The sequence below is a fragment of the Calothrix sp. NIES-3974 genome, from assembly GCF_002368395.1.
Classification (GTDB): Bacteria; Cyanobacteriota; Cyanobacteriia; order Cyanobacteriales; family Nostocaceae; genus NIES-3974.
Window position 1 is genome coordinate 2,591,931 of the sequence record NZ_AP018254.1, and the last position, 21,001, is coordinate 2,612,931.

16 protein-coding genes are annotated in these 21,001 nt (G+C 42.6%); 8 read left to right on the forward strand and 8 right to left on the reverse strand.

The window, feature by feature from the left end; genetic code table 11:
- The first annotated feature begins 259 nt into the window (after positions 1-259).
- Positions 260-439, forward strand: a complete 180-nt coding sequence (locus CDC37_RS24195; protein WP_172892774.1) for a hypothetical protein — start codon at positions 260-262, stop codon at positions 437-439.
- A gap of 968 nt (positions 440-1,407) precedes the next feature.
- On the opposite strand, the gene CDC37_RS10295 is transcribed toward CDC37_RS24195, so the two are convergent.
- From CDC37_RS10295 to CDC37_RS10320, 6 genes are all read right to left on the reverse strand, one after another.
- Complete coding sequence (locus tag CDC37_RS10295; protein WP_096621738.1) at positions 1,408-1,935, reverse strand: Ycf51 family protein; 528 nt, start codon at positions 1,933-1,935, stop codon at positions 1,408-1,410.
- Between the two features lie 227 nt (positions 1,936-2,162).
- Positions 2,163-3,389: a DUF790 family protein gene (locus CDC37_RS10300; protein WP_096621740.1), complete on the reverse strand. Its 1,227-nt coding sequence runs from the start codon at positions 3,387-3,389 to the stop codon at positions 2,163-2,165.
- Positions 3,390-3,870: 481 nt separating this feature from the next.
- Positions 3,871-5,583 (reverse strand): ankyrin repeat domain-containing protein, encoded by a 1,713-nt coding sequence (locus tag CDC37_RS10305; RefSeq protein WP_231943365.1) that lies wholly within the window; start codon positions 5,581-5,583, stop codon positions 3,871-3,873.
- A 725-nt stretch (positions 5,584-6,308) separates the two neighbouring features.
- Complete coding sequence (locus tag CDC37_RS10310) at positions 6,309-7,304, reverse strand: Gfo/Idh/MocA family protein (protein ID WP_096621742.1); 996 nt, start codon at positions 7,302-7,304, stop codon at positions 6,309-6,311.
- A 629-nt stretch (positions 7,305-7,933) separates the two neighbouring features.
- Positions 7,934-8,425, reverse strand: coding sequence for a YajQ family cyclic di-GMP-binding protein (locus tag CDC37_RS10315; protein WP_096621744.1), 492 nt, complete (start codon positions 8,423-8,425; stop codon positions 7,934-7,936).
- 91 nt (positions 8,426-8,516) lie between these two features.
- Positions 8,517-9,197 carry a hypothetical protein gene (locus tag CDC37_RS10320; RefSeq protein WP_096621746.1) on the reverse strand — a complete coding sequence of 227 codons (681 nt, stop codon included), beginning with the start codon at positions 9,195-9,197 and terminating at the stop codon, positions 8,517-8,519.
- 355 nt (positions 9,198-9,552) lie between these two features.
- Between CDC37_RS10320 and thiO the strand changes: the two genes are divergently transcribed.
- Complete coding sequence (thiO, locus tag CDC37_RS10325) at positions 9,553-11,493, forward strand: glycine oxidase ThiO (RefSeq protein ID WP_096621747.1); 1,941 nt, start codon at positions 9,553-9,555, stop codon at positions 11,491-11,493.
- 289 nt (positions 11,494-11,782) lie between these two features.
- Here thiO and CDC37_RS10330 read toward each other — a convergent pair whose 3' ends face one another.
- Positions 11,783-12,769 (reverse strand): carbohydrate kinase family protein, encoded by a 987-nt coding sequence (locus CDC37_RS10330; protein WP_096621748.1) that lies wholly within the window; start codon positions 12,767-12,769, stop codon positions 11,783-11,785.
- 530 nt (positions 12,770-13,299) lie between these two features.
- On the opposite strand from CDC37_RS10330, the gene CDC37_RS10335 reads away from it, so the two are divergent.
- From CDC37_RS10335 to CDC37_RS10345, 3 genes are all read left to right on the forward strand, one after another.
- Complete coding sequence (locus tag CDC37_RS10335; protein ID WP_096621750.1) at positions 13,300-13,563, forward strand: helix-turn-helix domain-containing protein; 264 nt, start codon at positions 13,300-13,302, stop codon at positions 13,561-13,563.
- Positions 13,564-14,524: 961 nt separating this feature from the next.
- Entirely contained in the window at positions 14,525-15,190 is a 666-nt protein-coding gene (locus tag CDC37_RS10340; RefSeq protein ID WP_172892775.1) for a DUF6391 domain-containing protein, read from the forward strand.
- 245 nt (positions 15,191-15,435) lie between these two features.
- Positions 15,436-16,440, forward strand: a complete 1,005-nt coding sequence (locus CDC37_RS10345) for a glycosyltransferase (protein WP_096626075.1) — start codon at positions 15,436-15,438, stop codon at positions 16,438-16,440.
- A gap of 664 nt (positions 16,441-17,104) precedes the next feature.
- Here CDC37_RS10345 and CDC37_RS10350 read toward each other — a convergent pair.
- Positions 17,105-18,391 (reverse strand): MFS transporter, encoded by a 1,287-nt coding sequence (locus tag CDC37_RS10350; protein ID WP_096621753.1) that lies wholly within the window; start codon positions 18,389-18,391, stop codon positions 17,105-17,107.
- 294 nt (positions 18,392-18,685) lie between these two features.
- On the opposite strand from CDC37_RS10350, the gene mdh reads away from it, so the two are divergent.
- The 3 genes from mdh to CDC37_RS10365 are packed head-to-tail and all read left to right on the forward strand — an operon-like array spanning position 18,686 to position 20,728.
- Positions 18,686-19,654 (forward strand): malate dehydrogenase, encoded by a 969-nt coding sequence (mdh, locus tag CDC37_RS10355; protein WP_096621754.1) that lies wholly within the window; start codon positions 18,686-18,688, stop codon positions 19,652-19,654.
- Positions 19,651-20,517: a shikimate dehydrogenase gene (locus CDC37_RS10360; RefSeq protein ID WP_096621756.1), complete on the forward strand. Its 867-nt coding sequence runs from the start codon at positions 19,651-19,653 to the stop codon at positions 20,515-20,517. The genes mdh and CDC37_RS10360 overlap by 4 nt, the downstream gene beginning before the upstream one ends.
- Positions 20,510-20,728, forward strand: a complete 219-nt coding sequence (locus CDC37_RS10365; RefSeq protein WP_197707055.1) for a CPBP family glutamic-type intramembrane protease — start codon at positions 20,510-20,512, stop codon at positions 20,726-20,728. Before CDC37_RS10360 ends, CDC37_RS10365 begins: the two co-directional genes overlap by 8 nt.
- Positions 20,729-21,001 lie beyond the last annotated feature (273 nt).

Below are 21,001 nucleotides of genomic sequence, written 5' to 3' on the forward strand. Positions count from 1 at the left end.
GAGATTCTAACGAGAATTGAGAAAAAATAACCCTATTATGGCTGAATAATTCATTTTAAACAATCAAATAATAACTAAAAAGCCACACAATAAAAGTTATCTGTAAAACAATCCCATTGACAGGAAAATCCCATCCCTAGTAAGTAGGTGGGTGGTAAAAATTGTCATTGAGATCAGAGAGTAGGGAGAGACGCGTTAGCGTTCAGCTCCTCTGAAAGAGGCTATATCGCGTCTGTACGGGAGTAAGCCTTTGAGCCAAATGATTCGGTTACGTTGCGGTTTTATATTTAATTGCACCTACCTACTTCGCATGGTAATTTGGGTTTGTAGAAGCGGAATCCATATCCCATTGTCGAGCGATCGCATTTATCATTATGATTATGATATTGATGATATTGCTGGGAAAATTGCCGTAGGCAATTTGTGGTTAAGCTGGTAAGTGTAAATATATTGAATTTCATTCCTGATTTGTTGTATGGTGTTTTTAGATTTATGTTTGGCAGATCGAAGCGGAGTCAAAAACCTGGGGGTTCTGCCAAAATCGCTGGGACCTAGACAATTCAATAGTTACAGCGTTTTGTGATTCTGAGCAGTTAGCAATTACTATCAATAAGTGGGGCTGAAATCACCCTATTTTTGAGGTCTGCCAAAATCGTTGATGGGATACTTATTTTATAAGGGTTTCAGATGGCGGTCTTGAAATTAACTATTTCCCCGCAAGGAGACTGAAACTCAAGCCTAAAGACAGGATTGAAGATTATAAACCACTTGAAATTAACTATTTCCCCGCAAGGGGACTGAAACTGTGGGGAAGATTCCGTAGGAGAGCTTTGCTAAATCTTGAAAATAACTATTTCCCCGCAAGGCGACTGAAACCAACTACAAACAAAAAAGTGATAATTAATTATTGGCGCTGTGCGATCGCATAAAGTTGGGTAAGGACATACTACTAAGATTTGACTTACAAACTCCGATAGTTCTGTCATTCTGTCATGCGATCGCAAAAATATTTTGCAAACAATCCGGATCTGTATCTTTCCTCGACGGATAACAAGACTATAGATGCACCCTAATTCATCGTTATCCCCAGGTAACACTGGGGACTTTATTTTATTCATGGTGAGTAGCCTATATTACCCGCATTTTGGGAATAGGGAGTAGAAGATTAATCCGTTACTCAAGGCTTACAACTTACTCGTGAGAAATCCCGGATTTACTAGTTGCAGGATATGAAAGTATTTTTCTTTGATTCCCTATTCCCCACTCCCTCTACATTTATGAAAGTAGTTTTCTCCGATTCCCCACTCCCTACTCCCTCTACATTTATGAAAGTAGTTTTCTCCGATTCCCTACTCCCCACTCCCCACACTATTTACAAGTGGGATACCTGTGTCTGATGTGGTTTAATTAGGAACCAATACTTGCTTGGGTTAATTGAGCGAGTTTATCAGTAAAAATTTCCACTGACATATTTTCATCTTCCCGTGTCAATAGAGAACGTTTCACTTGTCCAATATATAAGGGAACGGAAACACCTGGTTCCGGATGTAAGACTACACGAGCGCGAATTGTTAACTGATTGTCTCCACCGATACCGGAACGTCCATAGGAATATAAATTGCTTGCTGCTTGACGTAGGGTTGCATCGAGTTGACTATTGGTAATGGTGAGGGGAACGGTAATTACCGCTTGGTTGGAACCGTTATCGTATACTAGGTTATAGCGAGTTGCACCGGGAATAACAGTACGGGTGATGGGTGCTAGGGAAAGGGAAAATAAACCTGCTGTCAATACCAGCATAAATCCCGTTGTTCCCACTAATCTAAATCTGATACCCCATTTCAATATAAAGCCCAGGATGGTAATTACTGCCAAGAAAATTGTTCCGATACCCATCCATTGAGCGTATTTTAAAAAATCATCTGGAGTAAACATAGTTTGTCGCTACCCGGTATGTCAATTTATTTTTCAGGATTGATTATGATTATTTTACCGGGGTTGGGTGTGAAATTGTCACTGTCAGTAAGGTAGATAGATAGTCAGTAAGGTAGATAGATAAATGGTCTGGATATTTCCGCTAACTTGTACTAGTCTATCTCCCGATTCTCTACTCCCTGTATAGGCGACCCGACGGGTGGTCTCTACTCCCAAAAAACGGCTTTTCAAACACCCTCTAAGATAGCTGATAATACCGACTTGGGTGATAGTTTATCCTTAAACCAGACAATCCTAGCGGGTACATCCTGAATTTTCACCCCGACTTTATCTAAATTCAAACGTTCGGATATGGCTAGTATCAAGTTATCACATTCCGAACGGCGTACCTGGGCAAATTTTTTCTGGAGGTATTCCGGTCGCCAATAACCGACTATTTCGAGTAAAAAGGTTCTACCGTCGGGATGAACCAGACGAAAGTCGGGAATCATGACGCTTCCTGGTATGGGAATTAAATCTACTTCCCTCTCTAAAATCCATTCACTTTTGAGACTATCCCAACGCTCGGCAAAGGCAGCTTCTAGCATACTATCATAGGGTTTACCAGGGGGGTAATGGGTGACAAGTCCACAATCAGCCGAATTGAGGGTGTAGCGTCCTGGTTTCCAGTTACCGCTAAAGACATCACGAATTTGTAATTTTGCCGCTAAACTCCATTTACTAACATGTAGGATTGCCGGAATCATTTTCGCGATCGCCAGTCCATAACGGGTACTGGGGGTGAATAAGCTGGTTGGGCCATCAATGGTAATTGTAAATCCGTGGTCTGCGTCTCCTTCGATATAGGCCATTAATTGAAATAATTTTAAATAGCGAAATAATAATTTATACTGTCCTGGTACGTTCCGATGGGCATTAATAATTAATTGACTAGCTTTATAAAAGATTCCCTGGACTTGAGAGAGGTTATAACGATGTAGTATTGCTTCTGGTGTGGGAATCTCAAAGTTTGTGAGAATTCGATTTTCCGCGAGGTCAGCGTATAGTCCTTGTTTAACCTGTTCTGGTAATACTTCTTGTTGTAATTCCTGACTTAATTGGTCTGCTATTTGGATTAGGGTTGTTTGTCGAGATTCTAAACCAGGAGGTGATTTTGCTGCTTGGCGAAAAACTTTTTCCCTGAGCATTTGTGGTTCCAGGGGACTGACGATTTCAAAGGTGGAAAATCCACTTTTTAAAAGGTAGGCAATTCCCCGTTTAATCCGGTAATCGGTTGCTTCTCCTTCTAGTTCGATTAGTTGACGTTCAAGTTCTCCTTGGGTTCTACCAACATGGTTTTGAAAACAATCGATTAATTCACTTGTTAGTTGTAAATGATGTGCATCGATGGGTAAGCGTTTAGGGATGATTTGTTCGCCATTTTGACGATACATTAAGAGGTCTGTTGGTAACATTTTTCTTTTCCTTACCCCTTACGGGTTCGCCAGTTAACACACCCGCCTAACCTACTGACTCACCAAATTTTACCAAAAAGATGGGTATAGAGCCGTCCTTCTAGGACGACGGCTTATATCTAGTGACTATGTTCTGCGTGGTCACTCAGTCAGCAAGAGCTACTACCTTGATTCACGAGGTTGGAACCTCCTAGGTTCCGCACCCACGCGGAGCATGGGTGCGAAGGAAATTACGAATTACGTAGCTAGCTTCCCGCGTAGCGGGTATTACAAATTACGAATTATCTAGTGACTATGCTCTACGTGGTCACTTAGTCAGCAAGAGCTACTGCCTTGATTCACGAGGTCGGAACCTCGTAGGTTCCGCACCCACGCGGAGCATGGGTGCGAGGGAAAACTTGGTTTTTGTTGATGTGGAGACGTAGCATTGCTACGTCTCTACGGATATACGATAATTTTGCTTGTATCCCATTACATCCGGTTACTTTTTCGATGCGGAACTATTCAATGCCGTTGTCACCCGTGCAAACAGTTGGGGTAGATAGGTATAAAATCTTCCATGTCGTAGGTGCATTGCATCCACAGTACAGCTACCACAGTGGTGTCCAGGGGGAGGAACTGCTACCGACCGTACATCTGCATCTGCAACACCAGCCCAGGGTAGGTGTCCGACGGGTGCTTGTAACGAATAATTGAGTTCCGATTCATTTCGCCAGTCGCTGCTGATAAAGTCCTGTTCTCGGCGAGGAGTTGGAATTTTCCAACCAACGCGATCGCGAAAAGCGTTAACTGCTGCTTCATTATTTTTGGGATGGGCTGCGACTGCTTGTCGCCAAATCCTGGCTTGAACGCTAAATCCAAATCTGCCACCGCTAGCCTTTAACCAAGCTTGATCAATCTCTTGAATTAGATTTAGGGGTATGGTCTTAGGGTTGGGTCCGAAGGGGTCTTTTTGTGGTGATAGAAGACGACGGGTTTCTTGATCCGCAGCCTTCCAGTTTTTGGCACTGAGCAATTGCTGAAGTTTGGTGGTTGCTTTAGTTGTAGTTGTTCCACCACCGGGGGATTTTGTCACGGCAATATGTTGCTCTAACAAATTCACGATTTGGGTTTTATTTAATTGTCGAGCGAGGTCGAGGGCGGTTTTACCTTGCTTATCTTTGATGTCAACCCTGGCATTTTTACTGAGGAATAGTGTGACTAATTCTGGTCCAAAAGAACTTTGTTCCTCCAAGACGGCTTGGTGCAGAGGTGTTCTGCCTAAATTATCTTGAATATTTAAATCTGCATTGGCTGCCACCAGTAGTCGAGCTACTTCCAAGTTTACGTCAAATAAGGGGGTTCGACCTTGAGCATCCCGCAGGTTTACTTGGGCTTTGCGTGCGAGTAGCAATTTCACCAGATCAGGTCTAAAACGATGGACGTGGAGGGGTGTCTGTCCCTGACGATTGCGTAGATTCACGTTTACTCCCCGGTCGAGTAGCAGTTTTAACACTGCTGGTTCCAGGCTGTTAGAATGGATGACAGCCCCCTGACTGTTTTGGATGGTGAGATTTGCTCCTGCTTGGATGAGTAGTTTGGCCACTTCTGGATTTGCTGCTCCGTAGTGCAGTGGTGTCCAGTTTTGATTGCTACGAGCATTGATATCTGCACCACTACGAATCAACAACTGGGTAATATCTGCTTTCCCAGAATTGGCAGCAAAATGTAGCGGTGTCATTTGTTCTTTATTTCTGGCATTTACCTGAGCTCCCCGATCCAGCAAAAGTTTGATCACAGCAGCATTTTTTTGACCAAAAACGTTATGGAGGGGAGTATTACCGTCCTGGTTGCGGACATTTACCTTTGCTCCTCTATTGAGGAGTAATTGGGTGGTTTTTGTCGATGCTCCCACATAATGGAGGGGAGTATCTCCCTTACCGTCCCTTGCATTCACATTCACCCCTTGTTGAATTAAACGTTGAGCCAATGCTTCGTTGGTAGATAGCAAAAAGTTGAGGGGTAGCCACTTTTCGCCAAACATATTACAGGGTTGGTTTAAATCACCACCTTTGGCGATCGCTCTTTCTAATGCTACGTATAAATCGGGAGTCCCATTCCCAAAGGGACCAAATTTTTCCGATAAGGTCTGACAAAAGGGAGAGACACTATTGGTGGTTTTTTTGGGTGTTTGGGATTCAACAATACGTGGCATAATTACCACTGTACCGACAGTAGTCAGGGTAATTAGAAAAATTTTTGAGAGGAGATTAGGGGATAATTTATAATTAAGTTTCATCACTATGTGTGATTTCCTTTTGTTTCGCAAAAATTTAGTAATTAATAATTATTGAGTGCAGCTATCCCTGACTCAAGCACAGGAGTTTTTCCCTGGATGTTGAGCTAGTAAGTTACAATCCTTGAGTGACGGATTAGTTTTCCTCCCCCTCCCTACTCCCTGGAAATTTTCGGGGTTGGCTACAAATGCAGGTTGGTGTACTTTGTCCTGGATAGGTACCTAGATGGATAGGACTTGGAGTTGAATAATTTAGTTTCCGACTGATTTTTGTTTGTGATTTGTTGATTTTTGATGATTTGGCGATCGCAGTGCAATATTATTAATTGTTGTGCAGCAAAATGTTGCTGTATAACCCAGATTCCGTCCTGATGTTTCAAAGCCTGTAATACCTTATGGCAATAACTCAAAATAACCGCAGTGTTTCGGAAGTATAATCGAAAAATCCCGACGCTCCCAAGGACAACGTAAACACTGTCATTGCACTTTGCTTGCGTAGCAATACCAAACACCTAATTTCTCATCACGAGTGCGTAAGTCCTAGAGTTTTTGATGTAGTCAGGGAGTAGTGAGTAGCCTACAGAACCCATGAAAGTGTTTTTTCTGTTACTCCCGCACTTCCTATCCCCGCTCCCTACTCCCTCCTAAACTACTATGGTTAAACCTGTTTCCGCAGAACGTTGAGCTGCGGTGGCAACTTTGAGGGTATATAAACTTTGCTCAGGGGTAATATATAGGGGTGTACCGTTGAATAAATGCTCAATCACCATATTTGTGTCTTTTGCAAACAAACCGCGGCGATCGCCAATTGCGATGGGTATGGTTTCTCCTGTATGAACTAAATAACCACCGTCTTCGTGGAATATTAATCCTCCCTTTTCACCATGTACTTCAAATTTGCGTTCTGCTTGCCATAGGGTTTCACCTTTAGCATAGATAATCTGTCCTAATAATCCACTTTGAAAGGATAATTGGGCAATACAAAAACAGCCTTGGTAATAATCTTCTTCTACTTGCCAAAAGCGCTGATGACAGTTGACTGTAAATACTTCTCCAAATAAATCCGTCAACCGATGTAATCTAGATAAAGCCCCAATTAAAGGAAACCCAAAGTACTCGTGGTGGTAAGTCCATTTACGCGGTGCAGGGTTTTCCGGCTTAATCGTGTTGTAGCGAACGTAAAATACCTCTCCCACCTGCTCCAGGTTTTCTTTGATGGTTTGATGTACCCCACCCAATAATTCAATATGCTCTACGTGCAAAAATAAATTATTAGCGCGAGCGCGAGCAATTATTGCCTCTGCCTCATTGTAATTCAGAGCCAAGGGATATTCAATCACTAGATGCTTACCCGCATCAATGGCTGCATTTGCGATCGCATTCCGTTCATGGTTGGCACTACAAACCACAACCAGATCAACGTCTTCCCGTTCAATTAATTCCTGCCACGATGATACAGCTTGGGTCTGGTAATTTTCGGCAAAGGCTGCAACTTTTTCCGGTGTCCGTCCTGCAACACCCACTAGGTTAACTCTCGTATCGGCATTAAAAGCCTCAGCTCGTAATTTTCCCACATATCCCGTACCAATTAACCCCACACCTAGGCGACCTGTTTGCAAAAAAGCTGAGGATTTATACATACATAATTTCAACTGTAATTTTGATAATTATTGAATTTGGATTCTGGGTTGCGGATTTGCCCATAGGCAATCAAAACTTATACCCTAAATTGGCTCTGAAATCACCCTTACAAGGAGGGTTCGCATCGCTAAAGAAGACGCGTCTATAATTTGAGAACCCTTTGTCATATAAGAGTTTCAGCGTTTCATTTATCGCCTTCTTGTTTCCAACTGGTATCACATTCTAGAAATGGACAAATGCTAAAAACAACATTCCCCAAGCCACGATTTCCCAGTCATATTTTCCAGTTAGCACTCGTATTTTAAGTAAACCGCAACCAACTCTTTTTTATCCCTACAAATACAACTTACACAATAATGTAGCGACAACAAGTCACTCTAAGTAAACAAAAGGTTAAAAAGAGGTTAATTTAATCCACAAGAGGGAAAATTTGTCAGGGTAGGGGGAAGAAAAAAACCGATTCGCTCACCCCTCCCCTTTTCCTACATTTCTCACAAGGGAGTGATAAGTCTTGGTAATGGGTTAATTTTCCTACTACTCCCCTGGAGACGACCCACTGGGTCGTCTCTACTCCCCGCTCCCTACTCACTGAAAGCTTTAGGAGTTTGTGAGAAATCCGGGTTTTGTATCAACGGTAATTAGTAAATTGTAGAGCGACGGGGTAATCTTCCTGTTTGACCCTTTGCATCACAGCTTGTAAATCATCTTTACTTTTAGCACTGACGCGAACCGCATCACTTTGAATAGATGCTTGAACTTTTTTGTATTCATCGCGAATTAATTTAGAAATTTGCTTGGCAATGTCTTGACTAATGCCTTTTTTGAGGGTGATTTCTTGACGAACCCGATTACCGCTAGCAGATTCAATTTTGCCAAATTCAAAGATTTTTTGCGATAAATTTCGTTTAGCGGCTTTTTCGCGCAGAATCGTGTGTACAGCTTGCAGGGTAAATTCGCTATCCGTATTCACTGTAATCTTGGTTTCACCCAGTTCCACCGTCGTGTTAGTATCCTTGAGGTCGTAACGACTTTTGATATCACGGCAAACCTGATCGATGGCGTTAACAAGTTCCTGACGATCGAAATCACTAACTATATCAAAAGAGTAAGTTGATGCCATAGTTGCTGTCTGGGAAAGGTCTAGTACAAGAATACAGGATACAGAATACAGTAAATAGGAAGTATTTAACTAGTTCATACTTTGCTAACATTTACTCAAACATGGCAATAATCCGGAAAATACGGACATCAAGATTGCGTAAATTGGGGTTATTTGATAGCAATTCGTGGTCTCCGGAAACCTTTTGAACTTGCTGGGGATATTTTTGGGATGCGGTTTCCGAGAAAGTCATTTGGATGGTGAGATTGTCGTATTTTAATTTGGTGTTTCTTAATTGGGGAATTCCACCATAGTCCCAACCAAATCCAGTCATTTTGAACTCACGACCTGCAAGTTGACGGAGTTTGGCTAAGGTTGTACCAACACCGACCCCTTCTGGGGTTTGCCATGTAGGGTCTAGAATCATCACCCCAGCAGCTTGGTTACGGCTTTTGTTTGTCCAGAGGACGATTATTTCATTTTTACCGATTGTAACTTTGGTTCCCGGCATTTCCACCTCACCACCGAAAAACAGCACTTGTTCATCTTTAAAGCGGGAGGAGGGGAATAATTTAGCTAAATCTGCACGTTTGGTTCTTTTGGTGATTTGACCGACGCTTTTACCAGGAACGATGATTCGGTTGGGACGGACGGTGGTTTGTGCAGTGATTTGTGGTTGATTGGGGGAATTTTGACTCTGGAGGGGAGGGAATGCGCTGACATTGTTCCTTGGCAAGGATATTACAGCAACACTCAAAATGGAGACAATACTGGAAAATATTCTGAAGTTCATAGGTTAATTTTTTTGCTAGTTTTTTGTGGGTTTGTGCAAATATTAATTTGGGGCAGAGCGGGATAAATACATAACATGCAAATTATAAATTACTGGTAATCAGATGGAAAAAACTCCCATTGAGAATACTTTGTCGTTAATTTTTTTTCATCAATTCTCAACAAAAAGTATAAATAAAAACTAATTATTCAAAACTTTGCGAATAAATATGAACTTTTCCCCAGACAATTAACATATACACAAAGTTCAATTACCCGTTCTACTTTGTAGTATGTTAGATAGTCGCGCTTGTTTGGATGAGAATTTCCAGGCAGTAACTAAAAATTAATTTGATTGTTGGGGTCAAGGAAAAATCATGGCTAGCGATTTCGTTGTAGTCATTGGTGGTGGAGCGATAGGATTAGCCATTGCCATTGAGATGAAACTGCGGGGATGGAATGTCACTGTTGTCCGTCGCAATTTAGCAGCAGCTGCACTTGGTGCAGCTGCTGGAATGTTAGCCCCCGATGCGGAACGAGTTAGTCCAGGACCAATGCGGGATTTATGTTGGCGATCGCGTCGTCTCTATCCGGTCTGGGTGAGTAAGTTGGAGGAGTTGACGGGTAAGGATTGTGGTTTTTGGGCTTGTGGTATTCTCACCCCAGTTTATCAACCTACTTCGGAACAACCTGTTGGTGGTTATTGGTTAGATAAAGATACGGTTTATACCTACCAAGCAGGGTTAGGGGAGGGTTTGGTTGGTGCTTGGTGGTATCCTGATGATGCCCAGGTTGATAACCGCCAATTATCCCAGGTTTTACATCTGGCTGCCCAAAGTTTGGGTGTGGAGATGCAAGATGGGGTGAATGTGGAAGGTTTGATTACGGAAACCGGCAAAGTTACAGGCTTACAAACAAGTGTCGGTACAATTACGGCTGACCACTATATTTTGGCAGGTGGGGCTTGGAGTGGACAATTAATGCCCTTACCTGTCCGTCCCATCAAAGGACAAATGTTGCGGGTACGAGTACCGCACCACATCGGCGAATTGCCCCTAACACGGATTTTATTTGGTGAAGGAATTTACATTGTACCCCGTAAAAATCGCCAAATCATTATTGGAGCCACCAGTGAAGATGTGGGTTTCCATGAAGGTAATACACCCCAAGGCATCCAACAATTATTACAGCAAGCCACCCATCTATTTCCCCCCTTAGCCACCTATCCCATCGAAGAATTTTGGTGGGGGTTCCGTCCTACCACCCCCGACGAATTACCCATTCTAGGTGCAAGTCCCTGGAGTAACCTTACCCTAGCCACCGGACACCACCGCAACGGTATTTTACTAGCTCCAATAACTGCCCAATTAATTGCCGATGCCATTACTAGCACCCCTGACCCTTTGCTCCAGCATTTCCATTACCAACGCTCTTTTAAACAACCCATGTCAACCATCCTATCGACCCACACCGCCAATTTCCCCAACGGACAACCCAAACAATCCTTCACCCCACCAGCCCCGATTCTCGATTCTCCCCTGGAAATTGCTGGTAAAAAATTCACATCCCGCCTGATGACGGGTACGGGTAAATACCGAAGTATTCCGGAAATGCAGCAAAGCGTGATTAGCAGTGGTTGTGAAATCGTCACCGTAGCGGTGCGCAGAGTCCAAACCAACGCTCCCGGTCACGAAGGACTTGCGGAAGCCCTGGATTGGCAGAAAATTTGGATGTTACCCAACACAGCTGGTTGTAAAACCGCCGAAGAAGCCATTCGGGTAGCTCGTCTGGGACGGGAAATGGCCAAATTACTTGGACAGGAAGACAACAACTTTGTCAAACTGGAAGTTATCCCCGACCCCAAATACCTCCTACCTGACCCCATTGGCACACTACAAGCGGCGGAACAACTAGTCAAGGAAGGATTTGCGGTTTTACCCTACATTAACGCTGACCCGATGTTAGCTCAACGCTTAGAAGAGGTCGGCTGTGCAACTGTGATGCCCCTTGCAGCTCCCATTGGCTCTGGACAGGGACTCAAAACCACCGCCAACATCCAAATTATCATAGAAAACGCCCACATCCCCGTCGTCGTCGATGCGGGAATTGGTGCACCCTCCGAAGCTGCTCAAGCAATGGAAATGGGAGCAGATGCTTTGTTAATTAATAGCGCGATCGCTTTGGCGGAAAATCCAGTGGCTATGGCTTTTGCTATGAATGCGGCGACTGTTGCCGGACGCATTGCCTACCTTGCTGGTAGAATGCCGATTAAATCCTATGCTAGTCCTTCCTCACCTGTAAGTGGGACGGTGAGTTGATTTTGGATTTTGGATTTTGGATTTTGGATTACTCTTCGGTCGATCCGCTAGCCTAAAGGCATGGCTTTCGCCAACGCGTCTATGGATTTTGGATTTTGGATTAATTGAAACGTAAATTCGACGGATTCTAATAACCCCTCTCTTACTTTTGGAGAGAAGCTTGGGAAACATTGATTTTTGGTCAAAACTACGGATTTTCTGCCCCTCTCTGAAATCGGAGAGGGGTTGGGGTGAGGTTCATCGAACTCACGTTAATTGACAATACTTTTTCTCCTGCACTTCCACTCCCTCATTCCCAACTCCCGACTCTCCCCTGCAAGAAGGCATCAACTTCCTGGAGAGTCGGTTGGGATGCGATCGCACCGGGTTTGAGGGTAGTTAATGCACCAACTGCACTTGCGTAGATGATTGCTTGTTCGGCTATTTGTGGGTTTCCCAGGGCTTTGACTCCACGGGTTAATAACTGGTGGGTAAATCCTGCCAAAAAACTATCACCAGCACCAGTTGTATCAACTACATCTACCTTAAAGGCGGGAACTTGACCCTCGCTCTCGTCTAGACAGTAGGTGCAACCATTTTCCCCATCGGTAATTAATACTCCCTCCACTGAATCCAGACGATTTTTGATGGCTCCAGGGTCAGTGCTGTTAAATAACCACTCGGCTTCCTCTTTGGCTAACTTAATAAAGTCAACATAGGGGAATAACTCACGGATTATCGGTGGTGCGGCTTCCTGATTGTGCCAAAACACTGGTCGCCAATTGACATCTAAAATAATCTTTAAATCGTATTTTTGAGCTAACTCCAAAGCACGGCGTACAGCTTGACCGCTTTCTGGATAAGCTAACTCTAAAGTGCCGAAAACCAACACATCTGCTGCTTGAAACAGCCATTCTGGTATCTTGCTACCATCTAAACGGGTATCGGCAAACTCAGCCGTATCGTAATCCCCAAAACCAGCAAAATTGCGATCGCCTGATAAACTTCTCACCACATACACCTGACGGGTCGGTGCAGTCGGATGGCGCTGAACCCCAGCTATTTCCACACCCACATCCGTTAATAACTTCACCAAATCATTGCCAGGTGCATCCTCTCCCACCGCACCAATAAACCCAGCCGAAATACCCAATTTCACCAGCGCACAAGCCACATTCGCTGGCGCACCACCTGGATAAGGAGTCCAAGATTCAACCTCATCTAGCGGCTTTCCTAATTGATCCGCTAAACAATCAAACAAAACCTCACCCAGGCAAAGAACACGAGGATTACTCATTGCAGTTATAAGTTATAAATATTTGTTTGCATTCATCATTTGCCACGATAAAATCTATAACAATTTTATCGACATAGTTGGCTATCATTCATACAACTTAAACAACATTTTGACTTCTCCCTACGCCACTCTCTTTTTTTGCAAATTTTCATGACAATAGCTAGAGATTTTTTTTATCCACGACTATATAAAAAAAATTAATAATTACTAAAATCTGAAATTTTCCTGTCAACACAGTAATTGGAGACCTACTTCAACCCCATTTTTCACCCATCATTGCCGAAAATAGCTGTAATCCTCAATCTTTTTTTACCAATCAGGTAGTACACTTTATACTTCCATACAAAAATTTATCTAAAAGGGCTAATATTATTACACTATTTGGTAATTTTGTCATGCCCATAACTATAGTTATAAAGAATTATTCATAATCGTATTACTGCTAACACTTAAAACACCTACCAGCCAAAGAATCTTCTAAAATGAGAGAGGGCAATTAAGTACATATACCAAGGAGGAAAAAAAATATCATGGCTGGTGGCGAGTCTCAGACCCCCGTTAGTCTGTCAGACAGAGAACTGCAAATCATCGACTTAGTGGCCGCTGGCTTAACTAACCAAGAAATTGCAGCACGGCTGGAAATCAGCAAACGAACTGTTGATAACCACATTAGCAACATCCTCACCAAAACCCAAACCGATAACCGCGTTGCGCTTGTCCGTTGGGCACTACATTGGGGAAAAGTTTGCTTAGATGATGTTAACTGCTGTTCGTTACCGAATCCAAACGAATAAACTGTCCTAAAATCCGCCTGATGACTGGATTGAATCTCCTCACGCCAAATTTTCATCCCCCAGACATCACAATTAAACACTACTAGGACAGTGTTTACCTAACTGGTTATGTTAAATAGTCAGAGAGTCAGATCAAGTTCATAAGGGAACAGTCTCAACCGTAAATTCGATACATACAGAATCACCATTTTTTTGTTTGCATCTAGTCACCAGGGTGAGATTCAATCACCCAGTGTGCATCTACTGTCTAATTTGTAATAGCCTACGGCAACGCTTCGCGTACGTAATACCCGCTACGCGGGAAGCAAGCTACGTAATTTGTAATAGCCTGCGGCAACGCTTCGCGTACGTAATTAATAATACCTGCTACGTGGGAAGTAAGCTGCGTAATTCTTAATTTTATAGCCTGTGGTCAGTCTATAACTCAATACGCTTGGTGTTAAAGATAACTGTAGGTTGGGTTGAGGCTTTGCGTAGACTGTTGATTTTGTGGAAATTTACCCATAAGTTCACACAGTTTTTGTGATGTTCTCGTTCCCTATCTCCGCGTGGGGATGTATTCCACGAGGGCTACTTACTGCCTCAAATCAGGAAGCAGAGCTTCCCTATATGTATCAACAGCCGGAGTATTGGAACAAGTTTGTTGTCACGGTTTGTGCATGAATTTGCGACCCCAAAAAAGGCACAAGGTACACAGCCTAGGCTCTGCCTCTACATTAATTCAAGTATTAAAATCGACTTTTAAAACATCCTTTGAGTTTTGGCTTATAATTGTCTCCTTGCAAGTAGAGATATTTGGAAGGAGCAACACAACAGGTTAAATCCCTGCTTCTCCTTACATTGGTCGAACTCACTTCTCGCTTGCAACTCCAGTTGTCAACAAAATTTAGTAACAAATCATTCTTTCAAGCGCTACATTAGGAACAAATCAATTATGCTCCGTTAGCCTAGGTGGGTAGCTATGAATACCTCAGATGCATCAATGGTTAATTTTTCCTTACTAAATCCGTTTAATTTGTTAAACCCAGATTTAGCTGCTCCCTCCACAAGTGTTGATGCAGAAATTCTTAAGCATTTATCATTTATCCCCGGACTCAAGGAACTGATTTTGTTGCGACAAGTCCATGCTCTAGAACATGCAACTGTATGGATTTTAAGTGAAATGAAAACCCCTCGTCGCTCCCATCGGATTGCACGTCATTTTCAAGTGGATAATGAATTGCTGGGTGGTTTGTCTACCGATAGGGGTTTTTATCTTTACGGTGATGTGAATATTAGTGACCTGAGACGAGCTGTAAATTTGGCCCTACATAAATTAACCCACGGAGAGGAAAATTTGGCAATTCATCCCCGTTGTGGTACAAACGTATCTGTCAGTATGTTATTAACTGCTGGATTGGCTGTGGGAATGCATTTGTTATTACCACGGGGTCCGATGGAACAGTTAATTGGTTTAGGGATTGCAACCGCGATCGCCGCAGAAATTACACCGGAAGTTGGAGCTTTGGTACAAAAATATGTCACCACTGCGATTCCTTTTAATCTCCAAGTGGAAAATATTACCCTTTCCCGTGATATCTGGGGAAAAGAAGCTCATTTTGTCAGGTTAAATTGGAAGGAGAGATAAAGTTATGTAGGAGACAGGAAACAGGAGACAGGGGACGGGAAAAAGGATTGAACGAGGGAGTAATTTGCATTTATTACTGACACTAAAACCTTAGATGGGTGTAGCGCAGCTTCTGTTGAGATTAGGGATAAAAGTGGTTTTTCCCCTATTTCCTACCATTTCGTCCTGAAGGTATAAAATTTTCTTGTCATCTTGTTAATCGGGATTAAAATCATTGCTGTAGATTAGGTGGAAGAAGTGTGAAATTGCGTAAATTATATTTTTTGCTACCGGGGACGACGGAAAAGTTTTATTGTGGTGGTTTATTTGCGGAACTCAAAACTTTGCAAATTGCGCAACAAATTTGTGAGTGTGAGGTTGTCACCTATCGCCAGAGGGAAGCTGATAAATTATTTTTAGATGATATTTTGGCTCAATCGGAAAAATTTGATTTACATCAGAAAATTTTTGTTGTCAGTTGGGGTTTTGATGTTAATAGGTTAATTAATAAATTACACAGTCAAAATGTAATTTACCATGCCCATAGTGCTGGATATGGGTTCTCTATACCAGCGCGGATTCCGATTATTGCAGTGAGTCGAAATACGATGGGTTATTGGGGACAGATGGCTCCCCATTCGCTGATTTATTATTTGCCAAATCAGATTAGTGATGGGTTTCAAAATCTTCAACAGCAGCGAGATATTGATGTTTTAGTTCATGCACGGAAATCTTCTACCTATTTGATGAACCAATTAATTCCAGCTTTGCAAGCAAAGTGTAATGTGATGGTAATTAACGGGTTTGTAGATGACTTGGCGGTATTATTTAATCGCGCAAAGGTCTATTTATATGATTCGGCGGAATATTGGTTGCAACAGGGTGTGAGTGAGGGTTTTGGACTGCAACCTTTAGAAGCGATCGCCTGTGGATGTCAGATTTTTTCTAGTGTGAATGGGGGGCTTTCTGACTATCTTGACCCTGGTTTTAATTGTCAAAAAATTGCTGGTTATTCCTGTGAGTTTGATGTCACCAGAATTCTGCAAGCTGTGAGTAATCCTGGTTATCAATTTGTCCCTGATCAACTTTTAGCTGAATACCGTCGAGAAAATATTTTAAATCGCTTGCAAGTGATTTTAACTGAGTTAAATTTGTTATTTGACCACAAACAGATTTATCCAGCAAATATACCTGATTTAACTCCTGCCAGAGTTTGGCAATTAAAAACCCGCAAATTCTGGCAGAAATTTAGTAAAAAAATAGGGATTTAATTGGTAATTGGTAATTCGTAATTCGTAATTTGTAATTTGTAATAGCCTACGGCAACGCTTCGCGTACATAATTTGTAATACCTGCTATGGGGGAAGCAAGCTATGTAATTTGCCATTTTTCAACTGGCGATCGCGTGACTTCTTTCTCCAATTAACGTGAGTACTCCTAGGTCGTAGCTCGCTACGACGGATTCAAATAACCCCTCTCTAAATCTTTCCCTCTCTTGGAGAGAGGCTTTGAAAAGATTGATTTTTGGTTAAAATTACGGATTCTGCTCCTCTCCAGGATGGAGAGGGGTTGGGGTGAGGTTCATCGAACTCACTTCCAATTAAGTTTCAGGTGATTTGTAACAGATGGATTTGCAAACAGAATGCGACAGATAAATTTTGTTTGTAGAGACGTAATATATTACGTCTCTACAAACTATCGATATCTATATTGCGATCAAATCAATAGTGTTGTGTGAATTTGGTCATGAATTGGGGTGAATTGATAGGTAGATGCAATTAAACATAAAACCACAATGTAACCAATCATTCGGCGAAAAGCCTTACCCCCGTGCAGACGCGATATATCGCGTCTCTTCCTGTACAGACGACCCGACGGGTCGTCTGTACTCCCTGATCTCAACGACAATTTTTACCACTCACCTACTTAAACTGTCTATCCAGGTTGATTTTGCTCCTGTTCCATCGGAATAAAAAATATGGTCATCATTCCGGGAATTGTCAGCAAACAAACCAGAACAAAGAACCAGAAATAACCTATCTCGGTTTGAATGGCTCCGCTAACCGCACCGGGTAACATTAAACCTAATGCCATTAAACCTGTGGAAATTGCATAGTGGGAGGTTTTATACTCTCCTTGACAAATGTATAACAAATAAACGGTAAAGGCTGTAAATCCTAAGCCGTAGCCAAATTGTTCCAGGGAAACCAGGGGATAGACTAATTCTAAGGGAGGTTTGGCATAGGCCATATAAACGTAAAATAAATCTGGTAAATTCAGGGCTAATGCCATCGGGAGTAAACATTTTTTCAGACCGTAGCGGGAAATGAGTAAGCCCCCTAAAATTCCACCAGCGATGAGGGAGATAACTCCGAAGGTACCATACACTAAACCCACTGTATCCGTGGAAAGTCCTAATCCACCCTTTGCGGTTGTGTCTAGCAGGAATAAAGAAGCTAGTTTCACTAGCATGGCTTCGCCTAAACGGTATAATAGGATAAATGCCAAGATGGGGATAATTTGGGGTTTTTGAAAGTAGGATTGGATAACTTGGAAAAATGCTAGTTTGTTTGCTGAAATGGCTGTATTAACCTTATCTGTATGGGGTTTAGGTAAAATAAACTGGTGATAAAAATATAAAATCAAAAATAAAATTGCTGTGAACAGAAAAACCGATGTCCAAGCTTGTTGGGTATTCTGTAATAATTTTTCCAAACTACCAGCTAAAAACACTAAAAAACCAGAGCCAAATAACATGGCTATGCGGAAAAATAAGGAGCGAAACCCGACAAAAAAAGCTTGTTCCCGCTCCGATAGTGCCAACATATAATAACCATCGGTGGCAATATCGCAGGTCGCAGAAATAAAAGCCGCGATCGCAAATACAATTAGGGAGATGCCAAAGAAGTTGGGTAGCTGGAGGGAAAAGGCAATCAATGCCATACAAGCGAACATGGCAAATTGCATCGTCAGTATCCAAGTCCGCTTGGTTGAACGAGTATCGATAATCGGTGCCCAAAACATTTTTAACACCCAAGGAAAATTAAGTAAACTCGTCCAGAAGGTAATTTGAGCATTATCTATGGCCAAGTTTTTGTAAAGTATCGGTGACACTGTATTAATAATTGTATTGGGTACACCCTGGGCAAAGTAGAGGGTTGATATATATGTCCAGGGTGAGATTTTACTATGAAAACGTGAGTCTTGGGGCTTTAATTGCATAAATCAATTGGGGATATTTTGCTGAATATTTAGGTTTAGGTACTGGTGAGGTGAACGGTTTCAGTGTGAGTCATGAAATTATCCCAGATTCCCAGGAAAATTAGGATAAACCATTGTGACTTGCAATCCTTTTCCGCGCTAGTGCAGTAAACATCACGTTTACAAAATTTTACGGATACGGGGAACAGGGGGTAATACCGTTTGACTTTGGAGTTGATACAGTTAGGGGAGCAGGAGAAGAAAATATATCAAAATTTTTGTCAAATGGTATAATTAGCATATACTGCGAATAATATGCAAATACATACACCCCCCCAAACCTGTAATTTTCCCCGTGTCACAATTGTTGGTGCGGGTAGGGTTGGTAGTACCCTCGCTCAACGTCTTGCCGAAAAAAACCTGGCGAATGTGGTACTACTCGATATCCTCAAAGGTATGCCCCAGGGCTTGGCATTGGACTTACTAGAAGCCAGGGGATTAGAAACCCATGACCGTGAAATTACTGGCACTAATGAATATGCAGATACAGCAAATTCCCAAATAGTGGTGATTACGGCGGGATTTCCCCGCAAACCGGGAATGAACCGGGATGACCTGTTGCGAAGCAATGCCAAAATCGTGGTGGAAGCAGCCCAAAAAGCTGTAGAATACTCTCCAGAGGCGATTTTTATTGTCGTCACCAATCCCCTGGATGTGATGACCTATCTCGCTTGGCAAGCGACAGGTTTACCGACCCAGAGAATTATGGGTATGGCTGGTGTACTGGATTCTGCCAGATTTGAAACCTTTATTGCCTTGGAATTGGGAATTGCCCCCAAGGATGTGAATGCAATGGTGTTGGGTAGTCATGGTGATTTGATGGTTCCCCTGAAACGCTATTCTACAGTTAAGGGGATTCCCATTGGGGAGTTGTTGGATGATGTCACCATTGAACGGTTAGTGACACGTACTCGTAATGGTGGTGCGGAGATTGTGGAATTAATGCAAACAGGAGGAGCATTTTTTGCTCCTGCATCGGCTACTTCGGTGATGGTGGAGTCGATTTTATTAAATCAGTCGCGGATGTTGCCAATTGCAGCTTATCTCCAGGGACAATATGGGTTAAATGATGTCTTTATCGGTGTACCCTGTTATTTAGGTTGTGCTGGCATTCGGGAAATTGTGGAATTAAATTTAACTCCAGAGGAATTACAAGCTTTGCATGTTTCCGCCGAAAATGTCCGCCAAAATATCCATCGAGCCAAGGAAATTTTGCAGCAATGATTACAGGGACGACCAAATTATTAGGTGTAATTGGCTATCCAGTTGAGCATTCCCTATCACCCTTGATGCATAATGCTGCATTGACAAAGATGAACTTGGATTTTGTTTATCTACCATTACCGATTGCACCGGAAAATTTAGCAACTGCGATCGCGGGATTAGCTTGCATTGGTTTACAGGGGTTTAATGTAACCATTCCCCATAAACAAACCATCATCCCCATGTTGAGTGAAATATCGGATTTAGCTAGGGATGTGGGTGCTGTAAATACGGTGGTACGTAGGAAGGATGGATGGTGGGGGACTAATACGGATGTAGCAGGATTTATCTCCCCTTTACAAACTACCCACCAGGGTGATTGGAGTGATGCACGGGCGATAATTTTGGGATATGGTGGAGCTGCACGTGCTGTGGTTGTAGGATGTATCCAATTGGGAATTAAGCAAATTCATGTGGTCGGACGCAACCTCAGCAAGTTAACAGATTTTCTCCATAGTTGGCAAAATCTCCCGATCACCGTCAATTTACAAGTACATAGTTGGGATGATTTATCACGGATCCTTCCCCAAGGGGATTTACTTGTCAATACCACCCCCGTGGGAATGTATCCCCATATCGATGCATCACCATTAAGTGCAGCAGAAATGATGTTGCTCAGGGAAAATACGATTGTCTATGATTTGATTTATACCCCTAATCCCACCAAGTTCCTCAGCCTTGCTCAAGCAAGGGGGATGGTTGCAATTGATGGTTTGTCCATGTTAATTCAGCAGGGTGTAGCAGCTTTAAAAATTTGGTTGGAAAGGGATGATATTCCTGTGGAGGTGATGGGGGAGGTGTTGCGTCAGCATTTATTTGCTTAGGGAGGAAGGATTATATCGAGGTTACGCAACTGAACGGTTAGCTTCACTCACAGGGAATTATTGGATTGGTAGCGCGATCGCATTACTTGCTTTTGGTTTAGCTCATGTACCAATGTGGGGATGGATTCCAGGTTTAACAACTATTTTATCGGGAGGCTTATTAACGCTGTTATACTTAGGAAATATCTGCAATCCTGCTGCGATCGCTTAATTTGTCTGAAATAAACATAGTTTCCCCATTTTTTCCAAAATCGGTGGGAATTTCCGTCATTTTGATACATATACTGACAAAAATCGCTCAGAAAACCTGAATTTTGGGAAAAATTTCATCTGACGGCAAATTTATTTAGAGAGAACTACGCTATTATTCTCTAAATATTGCAGGTTAGACTAGTACCGCGTGGCGTAAATACACCTACCTTTCCCCTCGCTCCCATGCTCCGCGTGGGAGCAGAATCTGCGAGGCTTCTGCCTTGTGAATGAA